Annotated in this window: 13 protein-coding genes; 5 read left to right on the top strand and 8 right to left on the bottom strand. The window is 61.5% G+C overall.

Going from position 1 to position 18,906, the window contains the following annotated elements; all coding sequences use genetic code 11:
* Positions 1-36: 36 nt before the first annotated feature.
* From N2A41_RS22070 to N2A41_RS22090, 5 genes are all read right to left on the bottom strand, one after another.
* Positions 37-1,923 (bottom strand): MFS transporter, encoded by a 1,887-nt coding sequence (locus N2A41_RS22070; RefSeq protein WP_170257997.1) that lies wholly within the window; start codon positions 1,921-1,923, stop codon positions 37-39.
* Between the two features lie 244 nt (positions 1,924-2,167).
* Complete coding sequence (locus N2A41_RS22075; RefSeq protein ID WP_170260827.1) at positions 2,168-3,442, bottom strand: ABC transporter permease; 1,275 nt, start codon at positions 3,440-3,442, stop codon at positions 2,168-2,170.
* Entirely contained in the window at positions 3,439-4,131 is a 693-nt protein-coding gene (locus tag N2A41_RS22080; RefSeq protein ID WP_170260828.1) for an ABC transporter ATP-binding protein, read from the bottom strand. Before N2A41_RS22080 ends, N2A41_RS22075 begins: the two co-directional genes overlap by 4 nt.
* Positions 4,132-4,137: 6 nt before the next feature.
* Positions 4,138-4,599, bottom strand: coding sequence for a hypothetical protein (locus tag N2A41_RS22085; protein WP_260109718.1), 462 nt, complete (start codon positions 4,597-4,599; stop codon positions 4,138-4,140).
* 88 nt (positions 4,600-4,687) lie between these two features.
* Positions 4,688-6,442: an alkaline phosphatase gene (locus N2A41_RS22090; RefSeq protein WP_260109719.1), complete on the bottom strand. Its 1,755-nt coding sequence runs from the start codon at positions 6,440-6,442 to the stop codon at positions 4,688-4,690.
* Positions 6,443-6,529: 87 nt separating this feature from the next.
* Here N2A41_RS22090 and N2A41_RS33345 point away from each other — a divergent pair, with 87 nt between their 5' ends.
* The 3 genes from N2A41_RS33345 to N2A41_RS22100 all read left to right on the top strand — a co-directional run bounded on the left by N2A41_RS33345 (position 6,530) and on the right by N2A41_RS22100 (position 8,988).
* Positions 6,530-6,742 carry a hypothetical protein gene (locus tag N2A41_RS33345; protein ID WP_170260831.1) on the top strand — a complete coding sequence of 71 codons (213 nt, stop codon included), beginning with the start codon at positions 6,530-6,532 and terminating at the stop codon, positions 6,740-6,742.
* A 111-nt stretch (positions 6,743-6,853) separates the two neighbouring features.
* Positions 6,854-7,888: an aspartate-semialdehyde dehydrogenase gene (locus tag N2A41_RS22095; protein ID WP_017966032.1), complete on the top strand. Its 1,035-nt coding sequence runs from the start codon at positions 6,854-6,856 to the stop codon at positions 7,886-7,888.
* 278 nt (positions 7,889-8,166) lie between these two features.
* On the top strand, positions 8,167-8,988 hold the full coding sequence (locus N2A41_RS22100; RefSeq protein ID WP_260109720.1) for a lytic murein transglycosylase: 822 nt from the start codon (positions 8,167-8,169) through the stop codon (positions 8,986-8,988).
* A gap of 172 nt (positions 8,989-9,160) precedes the next feature.
* Here N2A41_RS22100 and N2A41_RS22105 read toward each other — a convergent pair whose 3' ends face one another.
* Both N2A41_RS22105 and pdxY read right to left on the bottom strand, forming a co-directional pair.
* A complete protein-coding gene (locus N2A41_RS22105; protein WP_020486152.1) occupies positions 9,161-9,802 on the bottom strand; it encodes a carbonic anhydrase in 642 nt (213 codons plus the stop codon).
* A 72-nt stretch (positions 9,803-9,874) separates the two neighbouring features.
* Complete coding sequence (gene pdxY / locus N2A41_RS22110; RefSeq protein ID WP_162114972.1) at positions 9,875-10,750, bottom strand: pyridoxal kinase PdxY; 876 nt, start codon at positions 10,748-10,750, stop codon at positions 9,875-9,877.
* A 276-nt stretch (positions 10,751-11,026) separates the two neighbouring features.
* Between pdxY and N2A41_RS22115 the strand changes: the two genes are divergently transcribed.
* Positions 11,027-15,802 (top strand): NAD-glutamate dehydrogenase, encoded by a 4,776-nt coding sequence (locus tag N2A41_RS22115; RefSeq protein ID WP_260109721.1) that lies wholly within the window; start codon positions 11,027-11,029, stop codon positions 15,800-15,802.
* 27 nt (positions 15,803-15,829) lie between these two features.
* Positions 15,830-17,218 (top strand): MFS transporter, encoded by a 1,389-nt coding sequence (locus N2A41_RS22120; RefSeq protein WP_260109722.1) that lies wholly within the window; start codon positions 15,830-15,832, stop codon positions 17,216-17,218.
* 39 nt (positions 17,219-17,257) lie between these two features.
* Here the strand turns inward: N2A41_RS22120 and purH are convergent, their stop codons facing one another.
* On the bottom strand, positions 17,258-18,874 hold the full coding sequence (gene purH, locus N2A41_RS22125) for a bifunctional phosphoribosylaminoimidazolecarboxamide formyltransferase/IMP cyclohydrolase (RefSeq protein ID WP_222313293.1): 1,617 nt from the start codon (positions 18,872-18,874) through the stop codon (positions 17,258-17,260).
* Between the last annotated feature and the right edge of the window lie 32 nt (positions 18,875-18,906).

An 18,906-nucleotide genomic window follows, 5' to 3' on the forward strand; every position in this document is an offset into this window, starting at 1 on the left:
GCGCCGGGCTTCTTTTCTTGAGCGCTGACGCGCCTCTCAATCCATTGCGTGGATATCCCTGTTCTTCGTTTCCGGCAGGAAGATCAGGCCGATCACCAGCGTGATCGTCGCAAAGACAATCGGGTACCAGAGACCGTAGTAGATATCGCCTGCGGCAGCGCTCATCGCGAAGGCCGTCGCCGGCAGCAGGCCGCCGAACCAGCCATTGCCGATGTGATAGGGCAGCGACATGCCGGTATAGCGGATGCGGGTCGGGAAGAGCTCGACCAGCAGAGCGGCGATCGGGCCGTAGACCATCGTCACATAGAGGACGAGGACGAACAGCACGGCGATCGTGCCGATCCAGTTGACGCGGTTGGGATCGGCGACCATGGCGAAGCTACCGCCATTGGCGATGTTATAGACCGCCATGTCGGTGACGCCATTGGCCTCATCCGCAGTCAGCAGCTTGGTCTCGACCAGCTTGGCCGCCGGCACGGTTTCCTTCTCGCCGGCGCGCACGGCATCGGCGTTGAGCGACAGTTCCGGATTGGCTGCGATAAAGGCATCGAGCTTGGCATCCGGCACTTTGACGGCGCCGCGGTTCAGCGGGTAGCCGGCATCGTGGAGCGCGATGTTGACACCCTTTTCGAAGGCGGCGGTCATGCTCTTGGCCTTGTCGCCGGCAGCGACGACGTCGAAGCTTGGGATCGTCGCGTTGCCGACCTTCACCGTTGCCGGCTGCCCGGCGGTACCGGGCACGACATCGTAAGGCACCGAGTTTTTCGTCAGGAACGCCGTTGCCACGTCGCAGGAGCTGGTGAACTTGGCCGTACCGGTCGGGTTGAACTGGAACCGGCAATCCGCCGGATCAGCAGTCACCGTTGCCCGAATCGAAGCCTGCGCTTCGGCAAGCGCCGGGTTCGCCGTCCAGGTCATCGCCTTAAACAGCGGATTATAGGTCACCGCCGCGATGAGAAGACCTGCCATGATGATCGGTTTGCGGCCGATTTTGTCGGAGAGACCGCCGAAGATGACGAAGAACGGCGTGCCGAGGAGGAGTGCGATGGCGACCATGACATTGGCCGAGAACAGATCCACCTTCAGCACGTTCTGCAGGAAGAACAACGCATAGAACTGGCCGCCGTACCAGACGACCGCCTGGCCCATGGTGGCGCCGAGCAGCGCGATGATCGCGATCTTGGCATTTTTCCACGTCCCGAAGGCCTCGGTCAGCGGCGCCTTGGAGCCTTTGCCTTCCGCCTTCATCCGCTGGAACGCCGGCGATTCGTTCATCTTCAAGCGGATCCAGACGGAAACGCCGAGCAAGACGACCGAGACCAGGAACGGAATGCGCCAACCCCAGGCGGCAAACTGAGCCGCACCCATCAGATATTGCACAAAGACGATGACGATCAGCGACAGGAACAGGCCAAGCGTCGCCGTTGTCTGGATCCACGAGGTGAAGTAGCCGCGGCGCCCGTTCGGCGCATGTTCGGCGACATAGGTCGCCGCACCGCCATATTCACCACCCAGCGCCAGACCCTGGAGCAGGCGCAGCCCAATCAGGATGATCGGGGCGGCGATGCCGATCGTGGCGGCGCCCGGCAGGACGCCGACGAGGAAGGTCGACAGACCCATGATCATGATCGTCACCAGGAAGGTGTATTTGCGCCCGACGAGATCGCCGAGACGGCCAAACACCAGCGCGCCGAAGGGGCGTACCAGGAAGCCGGCGGCAAAGGCAAGCAGCGTGAAGATGTTGCGCGTTGCCTCAGGATATTGGGTGAAATAGGTCGCGCCGATATAGGTGGCGAGCGAACCATAGAGATAGAAATCGTACCATTCGAAAACGGTGCCGAGCGAAGATGCGAAGATGACCTTCTTCTCCTCGCCGGTCATCGGACCGGCCTTCGCGCCGTCGACGCTTGCGACATTTGCCATTGTCTGTCCTCCACAGAGTGATGAGCACGCGCGCGGCCTACTTTCCTCAAAGCATACCCCTGGCCACGACACGCCTGACGAGAGTGTGCCAGAAACGACAGATCAAAAAGAGAGATGCTTTGGGATTATGACTTTAGTCTAATGGCGCCACGCTTTGTCATGCGCATCAAGCTCGCCACCGCCGTGACGATGGAGCTGCCGGAGGTTTGGAAGAAGGCTTCGCCGCGGATTGTGATGTGGACCGTTACGCTCTCAACGCCTGCGCCGGCGATTGCCGGTAGGCGAGCACTGCCGGCAGCGCGGCAAGAATTGTGGCAAAGGCAAGCAGCACTGCCGCAAGCCAGGCGTCTTCCCGCGCGAAGCCGACCGGCATGGCGACCCCACTCGTTTGTGAGAGCATGCCGGACAAGATGAGGGCCGCGGCATAACCGAGCGCGAATCCGAGTGCGATGCCAATTGCCACCAGGAAGAAGAATTCGAGCCAGACGATGCCGAAAATCGCGCCGCGCGGGGCGCCGAAGGCCCTCAGCGCGCCAATCTGACGGCGGCGCTGGCCGATATGGATGACCGTGACCAGCACCAGCGAGGCTGCGACGAGAGCTTGCGCGCCGGAGGCGACCGCGACGAGGATCTGTTTGGCGTCGCCGAGCGTGGCATAGAGATTGGTCAGCACCTCGCCGGGAAAGACGGCGACGGTATTGCCGCTGCGATAGTCCTGCCGCAGCTTGTAGGCATCGGCGATCGTCTTCGGCTTGACGAGAATGGCGGGAAGGCCGGGAGCTTCCGCAGTCCAGCTCTCATCAAGCGCGGCATCGGGATCGGCTTTCCCGTGATGCCCATGCCCATGATCGGCGCTGGCTTCCTCATGCTCATCATCATGTAGAGCCTCGGCGCCATTCTCCGCATGCTCCTCCGCCTCCATGCCATGGATGTGCCAGACGGCCTGGATCGGAACAAGAATCGCTCGGTCCCAGGTGGTGCCGGTCGGCCGCAAACGGCCGGCGATATGATAGACGAGCTCGGTATGGGTCTCGCCGCCCTCTTCCAGCGATCCGTGCATCGGCTTGATCTCGCCGCCGAGCGGCAGCTTGACGGCCGAGCCGATCACTGCCTCGCCCTCGCGCGCAAAAATCTTGCCTTCTGCTAAACCGCCGGACAGGTTCTCCGCCAGCATGGTCGTTGTGCCGACGATCGAATAGCCGGAGAAGGAATCGCCAAAGCCGATCGGGGCTGCCCAATCGACCCGTGGATCCGCGGCAAGCTTGCCCAGGACCTCGCCCGGCATCAGCGGCAGCGGCGAGGGCTGCAGGAAGACGGAGGACAGTACGAGCTGCGTCTCGCTGCCGCCGGCGCCGATCACAAGATCGAACTTGTCGGCAGCGCGGGCGCTGCCGAGGCGAAGCGCCCGCTCCTGCAGGACGACGGAAACGCCAAGCGCGGTCGCAAGCGCCACGAGCAGCACGACCACCAGCGACCCCGCCCAGAGGCGACGAAGATCGGAAAGGATGAAGCGGATCATGCAGCCTCTCCCGCCGTCGTCGCGGAATCTTCGCTGATCCGACCGGAACCGAAGGTGATGCGCCGGTCGAGGCGGTTGGCCAAGCGATGGTCGTGTGAAACGACGATCAGCGTGCTGCCCTCGGCAATGGCCAGATCGAGGATGAGATCGCCGACCGCCTCGCCGCTTTCGGCATCGAGGCTTGCGGTCGGCTCGTCGGCGATGATGACGCCAGGCTTGCGCAGCAGCGCTCGGCCGATCGCCACGCGCTGCATCTCGCCGCGTGACATGGTTTCGATTTTCTGGCCGGGGCGGGAAAGACCGACCGTCCTCAAAAGTGCATGCGCCCGCTCGATGACATCACCTGTCGCAGCGCCGGCGAGCCGCGCCGGCAGCAGCACGTTTTCCACCGCCGACAGGCCGGGAAAGAGATGGAACTCCTGCATGACCAGGCCGATATTGGCGGCACGGAACCGGTCGCGCCGGCTTTCTGAAAAAGCCGCGATATCCTCGCCGTTCCAGCGGATGCGGCCTTGCCGTGTCCGCTCCAGCCCGGCAACGATATTGACGAAGGTGCTCTTGCCGGAGCCTGACGCGCCTGTAATGGCGACCCTGCTGCCTGCATCGATCGACAGGCGGCCGATCGCCAGTGCCGGCGAGGACAGGCCCGGGAAGGTGACGGTCAGGTTTTCGATATCGAGAGCGAGCATATCGGTTCAGACGGCGAAATATTCGGCCTGGCGGATTCGCAGCAGGCTGACAAAGCCGGTGTCCGGATCCGTCCACGAACCATATTCCAGCGTGCCGCGCACTTGGATCGTCTGGCGCGACTGCACGAAGGTCTGTTTCTCCAAGAGATAGACGACCACGATATTATCAGGCCAGTCCGCATCCGAGGAACAAAAGGGGCAGAGCGACATCGGCACTTCGGTCAGCACGAAGAACTGGGCCTCGGCCTTCAATGGCGGCGCCATGAAGCCCTTCATACTGATGTCCTGACCGGCAAGGCGCTTCACCTTGTCTGAGAATTCAAGGCCGAGCACGCCGAACTTGCCGTAGAGCTCACCGAATGCAAGCGAAGAATCGGCAGCGCGAACGAGGGAAGCGGTGAGGGGAAGCATAATGGCGGCGCCTATCAGCCGGCGGCGGCTGAGATGCAACGAAGAAACTGTTTCCATGGCGACCTCCAAGAAGCAAATCCCGGCCGCTGAACGGCCGGGACCATGATCGATGAAAGAGGCAAGGCCGGCAAGCGGCCTTGCCAGATCAGTTGGTCTGCTTGGCGCCGAGAGCGAAGACGTCGGCGAGCACGCGATAGACGTCGCTCTGTTCCAGGTAGCCGTGGAAGCCTTCAGCGCCCGGACCAGCCGACTGCAGAACGACGTCGTCGACCGCGTGGACGCCGCTCTCGCTGCTTTTGGGAAGATTGCCCTGAACGAAGACTGCGCCTGGAACATCCTTGTACTGTTCGTTGGCGACGTATTCCTTCTTTTCGTTCTGGACGGCCGGAACGAAGGGACCATCGAGCTTCGGACGGAAGGTCTCATAGTGGTCAGGGCCGTTGTTGGCGCTGAGAAACAGTCGGCGGCTGACGTCGATCTTATCGGGATAGCCGTCGCCGTTTTCGTCCTTGTAGTTCGGGAAGCCGGCTTCGGCATAGGTCCCGACTTTTTCGCGCATTTCCGTACCGGGCTTCTCATCATCGACGGTGCCGATGATGGATACGCCATGCGTGTGGTCGCCGGTGACGACGATCAGCGTGTCCGGATGCGCCTTCTGGAAGTCGCGGGCAACGCCGATCGCCTGGTCGAATTCGATGGTTTCGATAACGGCGCGATCCCAATCGAGCGGATGGGACATTTTGTCGATCGACGAGCCTTCGACCATCAGGAAGAAGCCATCAGGATTCTTGGAAAGGCGGTCGAGCGCAACCTTGGTCATGGCGACGAGACCCGGCTGGTTCGGGAACTTGTCGACGGTACCCTTCTTCAGGAACTCGCGATCAAGCGTGACGTCCATATTGCCGGTGTGGAACAGGCCAAGGAGATTGCCTTCAGCCGATGCATTGGCTGCGAGCTCGTTCTTGTCGGTCGCTAGCTTGTAGCCGGCATCCTGGAAAAGCTTGATGTAATCCTGATTGTCCTTGCGCTTGGAACCGGGAACTTCCTTGCCGAGGAAATAGGCCGAGCCGCCGCCGAGCAGGACTTCCGGCTTGACGTCGAGCAGCATGCCGACGATGTCGGCCTTATCGCCGCGGTTGCGGGTGTGGGAAACGACCGCGGCCGGCGTGGCGTCTTCGACCTCCGCCGTTGCAACGATGCCGATCGCCTTCTTGGTCAGGCGGCGAACGGCTTCTGCGAAGGTTTCAACACGCGGGTCATCGAGGGAGGCCGGCGTACGGTCCGCATAAACGCCGATCGCGTTGACGGCTGTCTTGTGGCCCGTCATGTAGGCGGACATGGTGTTGGCCGAGTCCGTGGCAACGGCATTCGTCGCCGACGTGCCGATGAAAGCCATGCGATCGAGATCGTCCATATTCAGGCGGCCATTCGCCTTACCTTCGGTCATGCCCTTGGACATGATGCGGGCAGCGGTGCGATGTGCAACGGAAAGCCCGTCGCCGAGCAGGAAGATGATGTTCTTGGCCTTCGGCTGGGCTGCCGTTTCGTAAACGTTCCAGGTGACGGACTTCGTTTCGTCTCCGGCCGCGACTTCGATCTTGTAGTCGCCCGGCGCGGAAATCTTCAGGCCGCGCAGCAGGATAGCGGAACCGAGAGCCTTGTCGTCCTTGCCTTTTTCCAGTTCGACGAACTGCGCCTCGCCCTCGAGCACGGCCTTGTAGTCCTGGCCATTGACCGTAATCTTCACATCTTCGGCCTTAACCTGCTTGTTGAGCTCGACCTTGAAATCGAACGGCGAACCGGCAAGGATCGTCGCGCGATCAAGCGGATAGACCGTCGTCGCCTGAGCGGCGCCCGCAAGGATGGTGGTGGCCGCAAAGGCGGCGAGAAGCGTACGCATGGAAAACCCCCGTTTTCGTTGCAGACATTAACAACCCGGCCGGGATACCTCCCGAGGATGACATCGGCATGACAAAATGTCGCAGGATTGCGGCCGCCGCTTTCACCTGCAGGCTCTGAGCGCAAAAACCTTGACTCCTGTGGAAAACCTTCTAAGAGCAACAGCGGAAAAGGAATCTCCATGGTTCGCGACGAACACGCCATTGCCGAATGCAATGACCGGGCACGGGTTGCCGGGGTGGATATTGCCGTTCCGGTTTCTGCCAAAATCAAGGCCAAAACGACGACGAAAACCGTCTGACGTCTCTGGCCTGCCGCTCTCTCCCCGGCTCGGCTGGGGACAGGAAGACGCGATTGATCGCGCCTTTCCCCTCACCGGACAAGAGGAGAGAAGAGAAAGAGAGCTTGAGAAATGGGTTTCAAAGTAGCAGTTGCGGGAGCGACCGGAAATGTTGGCCGGGAGATGCTCAACATCCTCTCGGAGCGTGGCTTCCCCGCCGATGAGGTCGTGGCACTCGCCTCCTCGCGTTCGCAGGGCACCGAGGTTTCCTTCGGTGACCGGACGCTGAAGGTCTCCAATCTGGAGAATTACGATTTCTCCGATACCGACATCTGCCTGATGTCGGCCGGCGGCGAGATTTCCAAGAAGTTCTCCCCGAAGATTGGCCAGCAGGGCTGCATTGTCATCGACAATTCCTCGGCTTGGCGCTACGACGCCGACGTGCCGCTGATCGTGCCGGAAGTGAACCCGGATGCCATCAGCCAGTTCACCAAGCGCAACATCATCGCCAATCCGAACTGCTCGACCGCCCAGCTGGTGGTGGCGCTGAAGCCGCTCCATGACTTCGCCAAGATCAAGCGCGTCGTCATCTCGACCTACCAGTCGGTCTCCGGCGCCGGCAAAGACGGCATGGACGAGCTCTTCAATCAGACGCGCGCCGTCTTCGTCGCCGATCCGATCGAGAACAAGAAGTTCACCAAGCGTATCGCCTTCAATGTCATCCCGCACATCGACGTCTTCATGGAGGACGGCTACACCAAGGAAGAATGGAAGGTGCTGGCCGAGACGAAGAAGATGCTCGACCCGAAGATCAAGGTGACCTGCACGGCGGTGCGCGTGCCGGTTTTCATCGGTCATTCGGAATCGGTCAACATCGAATTCGAAAACGAGATCACCGCCGATCAGGCCCGCGACATCCTGCGCGATGCACCGGGCTGCCTCGTCATCGACAAGCGCGAGGATGGCGGCTACATCACGCCATATGAATCCGCCGGCGAGGATGCGACCTACATCTCTCGCATCCGCGAGGACGCAACGGTCGAAAACGGCCTCAACATCTGGGTGGTCTCCGACAATCTGCGCAAGGGTGCTGCGTTGAACGCCATCCAGATCGCCGAGCTGCTCGTCAATCGTGGTCTCGTCAAGCCGCGAAAGCAGGCCGCCTGATACCATTTGTAAACCATAATATGCTAAAGCCCTGCTGATGATGAAGGCAGGGCTTTTTGCCGAATTGTGGACGCTTCTGTCCATAAGCGCTTGCTGAAAAAGGCGGTCGTGACAACATCGCCTTCGGCTGGCATTCTGCCCGGCATCAAGCCAAAGCATGCCGTCCAAAACCGTGCAGCGGTTCGGGACAGCGACATGAACAGAACGAAGACTTTGAGCGCGTCGCATGGCCCCGATCGGCCGCGGCGCGCTTCAGTAGATCGGAAGCGGGGTTTCTCATGCGCATGACAACATTCTTTCTGGCGGCGTTTACGGCGGCGGGCGTCCTGCACGCGCTGCCGGCGGCGGCCCAGGGCGCTCAATGCGGCAATAATAGCAGCGGTTTCGGTGCATGGGTCGCCGACTTCAAGCAGAAAGCGGCGGCAAACGGCGTCAGCCGCTCGGTCCTCGACCGCGCCTTCGCCAACGTCAATTACAACAGGCCGACAATTGCCGCCGACCGAGGCCAGAAGAGCTTCAAGCTCTCCTTCGACGCTTTCATGCAGAAGCGCGGCGGGGCCGCCGTCATCTCCCGCGGCCGCAGCATGAAGGCCGCCAACCAGGCACTTTTTGCCTCGATCGAGCGCCGTTTCGGCGTTCCGGCCGGCCCGCTGATCGCGATCTGGGGCATGGAGACCGGTTTCGGCAGCTATATGGGCAACCAGCATACGCTGTCGGCTGTTTCGACCCTTGCCTATGACTGCCGTCGTTCGGACTATTTCACCGACCAGCTCTATGCAGCACTCCAGCTCGTCTCCGAGGGCTATCTGAGCCCGCAGGCCAAGGGTGCCGCCCATGGTGAAATCGGCCAGACGCAGTTTCTGCCGCGCAATGTCGTGCGCTTCGGCGCCGATGGCGACGGCGACGGCCGCGTCGACATGGTCGGTTCCCGCGCCGATGCCCTGGCCTCGACGGCGAATTTCCTCAAGGGCCACGGCTGGCGCGCCGGCGCCGGCTATCAGCCCGGAGAGCCGAATTTCGTCGCCATCCAAGGCTGGAACGCCGCCAGCGTCTACCAGCAGGCGATCGCCTATATCGGTCAGCAGATCGACGGCAGATAGGCTCTCATCGATAAGAATACTCGAAACGCCGCTGCGATATGCGGCGTTTTTCATACGCGGGAATCAAAGCCGCCGCCGGACAATCGCCACGCTGATCAAAACGTCGGTCGTGCGCGACCAATTGACGGCGAGCTTAGCAACAATCCTTAAAAAACTGATAAACCGGAATATCCTAGATTTCGGGACGAATGAAGTCGCGTGTCTCGGCGTCCATGACCCAGAGTTCACCGGTCGAAATGTCGAACCAGGCGCCGTGGAGATGAAGGCTTCCCGCTTCCTCGAGAGCCTTGATGTCGGGGAAGCTTCTGAGATTGTTGATCGAATTGCGGATGGAGACACGCTCAAGCGCCGTCTGCCGCTCGGCCGCCGTCATCACGTCGTTGCTCTGGATCTGCTCGGCGGCCGGTCTGACCAGCGACATCCAACGGCCGATGAAATCGCCAGGCGACAGCGGTTCGGCATTCGGGTCGAGCGCTGCGCGGATGCCGCCGCAGCGTCCATGGCCCATCACGACGATATCCGAGACCTTCAGCGCCTGTACCGCAAATTCGAGCGCGGCCGAGGTCGAGTGGAAATGGCCGTCCGGCTCGTAGGGCGGCACCATGTTGGCGACGTTGCGAATGACGAAGAGCTCGCCCGGGCCGGCATCGAAGATCAGCTCCGGTGCCGCGCGGGAATCCGAACAGGCAATGACAAGCGTATGGGGGTCCTGACCGTTTTCGGCAAGCTGCCGATACCTGTCGCGGGCGTCGGCATAACGCCCGTTCATGAAGTTGCGATAGCCGTCCAGAAGAGGTGTTGGAAAACGCTGCATGCTTTCTGGATTAGCGCGCGCGGAAGACAAGATCAACTGCTGCACTGCAAAATGAACATATCGGCAAATGCGTCATTTTTTCCGCCGCTGCGCCGGGTGCATGAGCCGGCGCATCTGCACCATGGCCATCGGCGTCGAAAGGCTGGAAGCATCGCTTGCCAGCATCAACTCGTTGCTGCCGCGCTTGACGGCACGCGCAAGAACCTCGAAGACGCTGGCGGTGGCAAGCTGCAGCGCCTTTTCGTCCTCGAGCCCGGAAAGCAGGCGCGACAGGAAGACGGCGGCCAGCAGGTCGCCGAGACCATTCGGCGGGTTTTCGACGACGCGGTGCTCGGCAAGAAGCGCGTGGCGACCGGAAAGATAAAGATTGCCGGTACCGCCCGCCATCATCGGCACGGCTGAAGTGACGAGCATGCGCGATGGTCCGAGCGCGAGCGCCGCCTCCATGATCGTGCCATTGTCTTCGAGGGCCGCCCCCGAAAGCCATGCGAGCTCGTAGCGGTTCGGCGTCGCCAGCGAGGCGAGCGGAATGAGATGATCGCGAATGGCCTCTGCGGTCGCTTCCGGCACATAAAGGCCGCCGAGATCGCCCATGACGGGATCGCAGACATAGAGCAGCTCGGGATTGTTTTGCCTGAGCGCGCCGATCAGCCGGGCGACGGAACGCGCCTGGGCGGCATTGCCGAAATAGCCTGAAAGCACTGCCTTGACTTCGCCGATCCACGGCGCGCGGATCAGATCGTCGATCGCCGCGTCGAAATCCGCTTCGGCGAAAGTCAGCCGTGTCGAGCGGCCGTGGCCGGGATGCCAGGGCAGCACGATGGTCGGCAGGGCCCAGACCGGATGACCGAGCGTCTCCAATGCAAACACAGCCGCCCGATTGCCAACCGAGCCCCGGACGACATGGCTCGAAATGACGATGACTGCGCCCGCTGCATTCTCCGACATGATACCCAAGATCCGAATGATGACCGCGTTTGATGATCTTTTTGACGCCACGCTGTCAACCATTCTTCACGCGAGCATGGAAATGTCCGGCGGAACGAAAAACCGGAAGACGCGACTTTCGCTTTCGTTTGGCAAAGAAATCGGAAAAATTCTTACAAACTCTCGTTTCCAGCGCCAATAAAGCGTCAAAACAAACCTTCGGACCTCTCTTTTAGAGATTTTTTCGAAGAATCTTCTGCTAGCTTGCAAAAAATCAGACATTGAGGGAGGCGATCCATGGCTGCCAGAAACAATCCGAAACGGGAAAAGCAGATCGAAAGCGCGCGCAAGATCGCCAAGGCGACAGGCGAGGCGCATCTCGATCCGGCAATTCTCTTCGGCCGGGCAAGCAATGACGATCTCGAACTTTATACGCCGGAAATGCTGGCACTCTCCGCCGTGCATTCGGCAAAGGAACTCGCCGCCTGGAACGGCAAGGCGCCCCGCGTCAGCATCGACACGATTGCCGATGTGACGCCTGGTGGCATCGCGGTCTCGGTGCTGTCAGTCACCGACCAGAATATGCCTTTTCTGTTTGAATCGGTCATGGGCGAAGTGACGAGCACCTATCGCGACCTGTTCATGGCCGTGCATCCCATCCTGGTCATGGAGAAGGGCAAGGCGCCGGCGCTTTATTCTGCCGATCACCCAAGCGATCCGGCCAACCGCGTCAGCCATATCCAGCTTCATGTTGCGCCGCTCAATTCCGCCCAGGCGGCCGAGCTCGTCAAACGCATCGAAAAAGTGCTTGAACAGGTCCGCCTCTCGGTGTCCGACTGGAAGCCGATGCTTGCCAAGCTCGACGGGGTGATCGCCGAGCTTTCGGCTAATGCCGCCGGCCGCAAGAAGGCCGAACATGCCGAGGCCGTGGCGTTCCTGACCTGGCTGCGCGACGAGAATTTTACGTTTCTCGGCATGCGCGAATATGTCTATTCGGGCAAAGGCGCTGACGCCAAGGTTGAGCGCGACAAGGGTGCTGGCCTCGGCATCCTCTCCAATCCCGATGTTCTGGTGCTGCGCACCGGCAAGGACGCTGTGACCACCACGCCTGAGATCCTCGCCTTCCTCGACGGCCCCGACTTTTTGATCGTCACCAAGGCCAATGTGAAATCGATCGTCCATCGCCGCGCCTATATGGATTATGTCGGCGTAAAGCGCTTCGACGCCGAGGGCAACGTCACCGGCGAACTGCGCATCGTCGGCCTTTTCACCTCGACGGCCTATACGTCGCTTGCCTCCGAAATCCCGCTGCTGCGGTCCAAGATCGAGAAGGTGAAGGAACATTTCGGCTTCGATCCGATGAGTCATTCGGGCCGCATGCTCGACAACACGCTGGAATCCTATCCGCGCGACGACCTTTTCCAGATCGACACGACGCTGCTCGCAAGTTTTGCCGAGCAGATCAACGACCTGGCCGATCGGCCGCGCGTGCGCGTCCTGCCGCGCATTGACCATTTCGACCGCTTCGTCTCGGTGATCGTCTACGTGCCGCGCGAGGAATATGACTCGATCGTCCGCGAACGGATCGGCACCTATCTGAAGACCGTCTATGACGGCCGTGTCTCTGCCTATTACCCGGCTTTCCCGGAAGGGGGCGTGGCGCGCGTGCATTTCATCATCGGCCGCTCCGGCGGTAAGACGCCACGCATTCCGCAGGCAAAGCTCGAGCAGGTGATCCGCGAGATCACCGCCCGCTGGGACGACCGTTTCGAGGCGCTGGCCGGGGCCAAGGCGCCGAAGATATCAGTCGACCAAGCCTTCCAGGATTCCTTCACTCCGGAGGAAACCGTGGCAGACCTCGCCGATATCGGCGCCTGCGCCGCCGGCGAGCCGCTGCGCATCCAGTTCTACCATCGTCAGGAAGAACAGGGCCGCGTCCTTTCCCTGAAGATCTTTCACGCCGGCGGCCAGCTGGCGCTGTCGCGCCGCGTGCCGCTTCTCGAGAATCTCGGCTTCAATGTCGTCAGCGAACGCACCTTCGACATCGGGGTACCGGCCGCCGATGGAGAAAAGAAACTCGTCGTGCTGCACGATATGGAACTCGCGGCCCGCAATGGCGGAGAGATCGATCTGCAGCGTTACGGCGCCGCCCTCGAGGAAGGCTTCGTCGCCGCCTTCGCCGGGACGATCGACAATGACAGCTTCAACCGGCTGATCCTTTCAGCCGGTCTCTCCGCGCGCGAGACGAACGTTCTGCGTGCCTATGCGCGTTATCTCCGCCAGGCCGGCATCGCCTATTCGCAGGATTATATCGCAACGACCCTCGACAAATATCCTGGTGTCGCCGCTGCTATCTTTCGTCTCTTCCATGACACGCTCGACACTAGGCTTTCGGAAAAGGCTCGCGTCAAGAAGCTTGCCGAACTGCACCAGGCGATCGAAGCCGAGCTTGCCGACGTGCCGAGCCTCGACGACGATCGTATCCTGCGCCGTTACGTCAATATCGTCGATGCGACGCTGCGCACCAATTATTTTCAGAAGAACCCGGATGGCTCGCCGAAGCCGATGCTGGCCTTCAAGCTCGATCCGCATCTGGTGGACGGGCTGCCGCAGCCGAAACCCTTCCGCGAGATTTTCGTCTACGGCGTCGAAGTAGAAGGCGTGCACCTGCGCTTCGGCAAGGTGGCGCGCGGCGGCCTGCGCTGGTCGGATCGCGCCGAGGATTACCGCACCGAAGTGCTCGGCCTCGTCAAGGCCCAGCAGGTCAAGAACGCGGTCATCGTGCCGGTCGGCGCCAAGGGCGGTTTCTATCCGAAAAAGCTTCCCGTCGGCGGCAGCCGCGACGAGATCTTCAATGCCGGCCGCGAGGCTTACAAGACCTATATCCGCACGCTGCTTTCGATCACCGACAATATATCGGGCGCCGATATCGTGCCGCCGAAGGATACGGTCAGGCTCGATGGCGACGACCCCTATTTCGTCGTCGCCGCCGACAAGGGCACCGCGACCTTCTCCGACACCGCCAATGCACTGGCACAGGAAGCCGGCTTCTGGCTAGACGATGCCTTTGCCTCCGGCGGCTCGGCCGGTTACGATCATAAGAAGATGGGCATCACTGCCCGCGGCGCCTGGGAAACCGTGAAACGCCATTTCCGGGAAATGGACATCGATATCCAGGCGACGCCCTTCACCGTCGCCGGCGTCGGCGACATGTCGGGCGACGTCTTCGGCAACGGCATGCTGCTCTCTCCCAAGATCCGGCTCATTGCCGCCTTCGATCACCGCGACATCATCATCGATCCCGACCCCGATATGGAAAAGACGCTGGCCGAACGCCAACGGCTCTTCGACCTGCCGCGTTCAAGCTGGCAGGATTTCAACAGAAACGTGCTGTCGAAGGGCGCGATGATCATTTCCCGCGCAGCGAAATCGGTCACGCTGACGCAGGAAGCGGTTGCCGCGATCGGCATCGACAAGGCCGTGGCGACGCCCTTCGAGATCATGATGGCGATCCTGAGGAGCCCGGTCGACCTGCTCTGGTTCGGCGGCATCGGCACCTATGTGAAAGCGCCGTCCGAAACCGACACCGATGTCGGCGACCGCGCCAACGACCCGATCCGCATCACCGCGGTGGAGGTGCGCGCCAAGGTGATCGGCGAGGGCGCAAACCTCGGCGTTACCCAGAAAGGCCGCATCGCCTACGGACTGAAGGGCGGGCGCTGCAATTCCGACGCCATCGACAACTCGGCCGGCGTCAACACATCGGACGTCGAGGTCAATATCAAGATCGCGCTGGCAGCCGCCATGCATGACGGACGCCTGACGCGCGCAAAACGCGACCAGCTTCTTTCCTCGATGACGGACGAGGTAGCGACCCTGGTGCTGCGCAACAACTACCTGCAGTCGCTGGCAATCTCCCTGACGGAACGCAAGGGCACGGCAAACGGTCTGCAGCTTGGCCGCTTCATGAGCGTTCTCGAGGGCGCCGGCCAGCTGAACCGCAAGGTCGAGACGTTGCCGGACGAGCAAACGCTGGCCGAACGTTATACGGCCGGCCAGCCGCTGACTCGGCCGGAAATCGGCGTGCTGGTGTCTTATGCCAAGATCGTGCTCTTCGATGCGCTGGCCGCAAGCGACCTGCCTGACGATCCCTATTTCATCGCAACGCTTATGAATTATTTCCCCGTGAAGATGCAGAAGTCGAACGCCGGTGATATCGCCAGCCACCGCCTGAAGCGCGAGATCGTCGCGACCGTGCTTGCCAACGAAGCGATCAACCGCGGCGGGCCGAGCTTCATCGTCGCCATGATGGACGCGACGGCGGCTTCGGCTCCAGAAGTGGTGCGCGCCGCGATCGTTGCCCGCGACGGTTTCGACCTGACCCGCCTTTGGGCCGAGACGGACGCTCTCGACGGCAAGGTTTCCGGTGATATGCAGAACCGCATCTACGAGGAGATCAGCCATAGCTTTACCGTATTGACGCGCCTGCTCCTGAAGACCGGGATGACCAAGGCGGATATGGCAGAAGTGATTAGCCGGCTGCAGGTTGCCTTGAAGAAGCTGAAGCCTGCCTTCGCCGAACAGGCGGGCGGCGATGTTGCAGCCCGCCAGTCGGAATACAGTCAGGCCGGCGTGCCCGAAAAACTTGGCGCCGAGATCGCTGGCCTGCAGGGCTTCGCGCTGGTGCCCGAGATCATGCAGATCGCCGAGCGTACCGGCGAGCCCCTGGTGCGCGCGGCCGAAAACTACTTCGCGGTGTCGCAGACCTTCCGTATCGGCAGATTGCTGGCGGCGGGCGGGCGGATCCTCACCTCCGACCATTATGAGAATCTGGCGCTTGCCCGCAGCATCGATCAGATCGCCAGCGCAAGACGCGACATCGTCATCTCGGCTCTTTCCGATCACGGCAAGGAAAAGCTTCCCGTACAAGCCTGGCATGCCCAGGATCGCATCCGCATCAACCGTATCCTCGAGGAGCTTTCAAGCCTCAGCGACGGCGGCGATCCCAATCTCGCGCGTATTACCGTTGCTGCAGGTATCCTCACCGATCTTGCGCGCGACCGGGCGAGGTGAGACAGTCCGCGTCAAAACAAGGAGCGGATGTTGAATCGCATTGACTGGACAGGAACGCAGCCGCCGAAGGCCACCGAGAAGGGCATCTGGGGGTGGATGTTCTTCGACTGGGCAGCACAGCCCTTCTTTACCGTGGTCACAACCTTCATCTTCGGACCCTATTTCGTTTCCCGCCTGACCGATGACCCGGTTTCCGCCCAGACGACGTGGAGCAACATGGCGACGATCTCCTCGGTGATCATCGCCCTGCTCTCACCCGTCCTCGGCTCGATCGCCGACCAGTCCGGCGCGCGCAAACCCTGGATCGGCTTCTTCGCGATCATCAAGATCGCCAGCCTCTTCTGCCTCTGGTTCGCAGCCCCCGGTTCGCCTGTTGTCTATCCCGTCATTTTCATGATCCTCGCCTCGATCTCGGCCGAGTTTTCGATCGTCTTCAACGATTCGATGATGCCGCACCTGGTCGGCAAGCACGAGGTCGGCAAGCTCTCCAACACCGCCTGGGGGCTCGGTTATCTCGGCGGCATCATCGTGCTCATTGCCGTCGTGACGCTTTTGGCGGCGAGCCCTGAGACCGGCAAGACCATCCTCGGCCTCGATCCGCTATTCGGCCTCGATCCTCAGATCGGTCAGGATGCACGCATCACCGGGCCGATCTCGGCCGTCTGGTATCTGATCTTCATCCTGCCGATGTTTTTCTTCACGCCGGATGTCGGCAGGGGTCTTCCCTTCGGCACCGCCGTCCGCTCCGGCTTGCGGGAACTCAGAAACACCCTTGGCGAACTCCGGGAGCGCCGCGGCATCCTTACATTCCTCATCGCCCGCATGATCTATCAGGACGGCGTCAACGGCCTGCTGATCCTTGGCGGTATCTTCGCAGCCGGCATGTTCGGCTGGGCAACGATCGAGATCGGTATCTACGGCATCATCCTGAATGTCGTCGCCATCTTCGGCTGCCTGATCGCCGGCCGCGTCGACAAGAGCGTCGGTTCGAAGGTAACCGTCGTCATCAGCCTCACCATGCTGCTTCTCGCCACCATCGGCATCATCTCGACAGGACCGGGTTACACCCTGTTCGGACTGATACCGCTGCCGACGAACGATTCCGGCGGCCTTTTCGGCACTGCGGCGGAAAAGGCCTATATTCTCTATGGTCTGCTGATCGGGCTCGCCTTCGGGCCGGTGCAGGCCTCGTCGCGCTCCTATCTTGCCCGCAGCGTCAGTCCGGAGGAAGCCGGCCGCTACTTCGGCATCTACGCGCTTTCGGGCCGTGCCACGAGTTTCATGGCGACGCTGCTCTTCTCGCTGGTGACCTATATGAGCGGATCACCGCGGCTCGGGATGGCAACGCTGATCCTGTTTCTTGCCGGCGGACTGGTGCTCTTGTTCCGTACACCCTATCCGGCCGACCGGGCATAGCAATCAGCTCTGCCCTGGCCGACGGCAGCGTACAATCACTCAGTGCCGGAAATGGCGCATGCCGGTAAAGACCATTGCGACGCCGTGTTCGTTAGCGGCATCGATGACCTCCTGGTCGCGCATCGATCCGCCCGGCTGGATAACCGCCGTCGCCCCCGCCGCGATCATCGACAAAAGACCGTCGGCAAAAGGCAGGAAGGCTTCGGAGGCAACCGCCGACCCGTGCGTCATCGGCACTGCAAGGCCAAGCGCCTTGGCGGCCTCTTCGGCCTTCAGCGCGGCGATGCGGGCGGAATCGACCCGGCTCATTTGGCCTGCGCCGATACCGGCGGTCTGGCCGTCCTTGGCATAGACCACGGCATTCGATTTCACATGTTTGCCAACCTTGAAGGCGAACTTCATGTCATCAAGTTCCCGTGCCGTCGGCGCGCGCTTGGTGACGACCTTGAGTTCCAGATCCTCGACCATGCCGTTGTCGCGGCTCTGGACCAGCAGGCCGCCGGAAACGGTCTTTGCCGTCAGGCCCGCGGCACGCGGATCAGGCAGCCCGCCGGCGGACAGCAGCCGCAGGTTCGGCTTACGAGCGACGATCGCCTTTGCCTCCTCCGTGACATCGGGCGCGATGATCACTTCGGTGAAGAGCTTGACGATCTCCTCAGCCGTTTCGGCATCCAGTGTCCGGTTGAGGGCGATGATGCCGCCGAAGGCGGAAACGGAATCGCAGGCGAGCGCCCGCTGATAGGCCTCGACCAGGCTGGATCCGGTGGCGACGCCGCAGGGATTGGCATGCTTGATGATCGCGCAGGCCGGCGCCTTCTCAGGCAGGAACTCGGCGACCAGTTCGTAGGCGGCATCCGTATCGTTGATGTTGTTGTAGGAGAGCTGCTTGCCCTGGAGAAGAGCGGCCGTCGAAACACCCGGACGCTTCTCGCCGGTCACATAGAAGGCGGCCTTCTGATGCGGGTTTTCGCCGTAGCGCATCTCTTCCTTCAGCGCGCCGCCGATGACCCGGTGGCGCGGCGTGTCGATCGACAGCGCCTCGGCGAACCAGTTGGAGATCATTGCATCATAGGCGGCGGTACGGGCATAGGCCTTGGCGGCCATCCGCTGGCGAAAGGCATAGGCGGTCTTGCCGTCATCTGCGGAAAGCTGCTCCAGCAGTTCGGCATAATCGGCCGGATCTGTCAGGGTCGTCACATAAGCATGGTTCTTGGCCGATGCGCGGATCATCGCCGGACCGCCGATGTCGATATTCTCGACGGTCGTCGGATAGTCGCCGCCGGCCGCGCGCACCTGCTCGAAGGGATAGAGGTTGATAACGGCGAGGTCGATGCCCTCGATGCCATGTGTTTTCATCGCCTCCTGGTGTTCGCTGTCGTCACGGATCGCCAGCAGGCCGCCATGCACCATCGGGTGCAACGTCTTGACGCGCCCATCCATGATCTCGGGAAAACCGGTGATTTCGGAGACATCGGTGACGGCAAGACCGGCAGCAGTGATCGCTTTATAGGTACCGCCGGTCGAAAGCAGGCGCACACCTCTGGCAGACAAGGCGTGGGCGAGTTCGACGATCCCGGTCTTGTCGAAGACGGAGATGAGCGCGGTCTTGATTTCTACCTTGTCGGGGGCGGGGATCTTTTTGGAAATGACGGCCATGAAACCTTCTCCGTTCGGGCTTCGGGAGGACA

It is taken from the genome of Rhizobium sp. SRDI969 (assembly GCF_025152725.1).
Lineage (GTDB): Bacteria > Pseudomonadota > Alphaproteobacteria > Rhizobiales > Rhizobiaceae > Rhizobium > Rhizobium leguminosarum_I.

Excerpts from the sequence above, each read along its gene's own strand:
- N2A41_RS22070 (WP_170257997.1), bottom strand. The coding sequence starts at position 1,923 with ATGGCAAATGTCGCAAGCGTCGACGGCGCGAAGGCCGGTCCGATGACC.
- N2A41_RS22075 (WP_170260827.1), bottom strand. The coding sequence starts at position 3,442 with ATGATCCGCTTCATCCTTTCCGATCTTCGTCGCCTCTGGGCGGGGTCG.
- N2A41_RS22080 (WP_170260828.1), bottom strand. The coding sequence starts at position 4,131 with ATGCTCGCTCTCGATATCGAAAACCTGACCGTCACCTTCCCGGGCCTG.
- N2A41_RS22085 (WP_260109718.1), bottom strand. The coding sequence starts at position 4,599 with ATGGAAACAGTTTCTTCGTTGCATCTCAGCCGCCGCCGGCTGATAGGC.
- N2A41_RS22090 (WP_260109719.1), bottom strand. The coding sequence starts at position 6,442 with ATGCGTACGCTTCTCGCCGCCTTTGCGGCCACCACCATCCTTGCGGGC.
- N2A41_RS22095 (WP_017966032.1), top strand. The coding sequence starts at position 6,854 with ATGGGTTTCAAAGTAGCAGTTGCGGGAGCGACCGGAAATGTTGGCCGG.
- N2A41_RS22100 (WP_260109720.1), top strand. The coding sequence starts at position 8,167 with ATGCGCATGACAACATTCTTTCTGGCGGCGTTTACGGCGGCGGGCGTC.
- N2A41_RS22105 (WP_020486152.1), bottom strand. The coding sequence starts at position 9,802 with ATGCAGCGTTTTCCAACACCTCTTCTGGACGGCTATCGCAACTTCATG.
- pdxY (WP_162114972.1), bottom strand. The coding sequence starts at position 10,750 with ATGTCGGAGAATGCAGCGGGCGCAGTCATCGTCATTTCGAGCCATGTC.
- N2A41_RS22115 (WP_260109721.1), top strand. The coding sequence starts at position 11,027 with ATGGCTGCCAGAAACAATCCGAAACGGGAAAAGCAGATCGAAAGCGCG.
- N2A41_RS22120 (WP_260109722.1), top strand. The coding sequence starts at position 15,830 with ATGTTGAATCGCATTGACTGGACAGGAACGCAGCCGCCGAAGGCCACC.
- purH (WP_222313293.1), bottom strand. The coding sequence starts at position 18,874 with ATGGCCGTCATTTCCAAAAAGATCCCCGCCCCCGACAAGGTAGAAATC.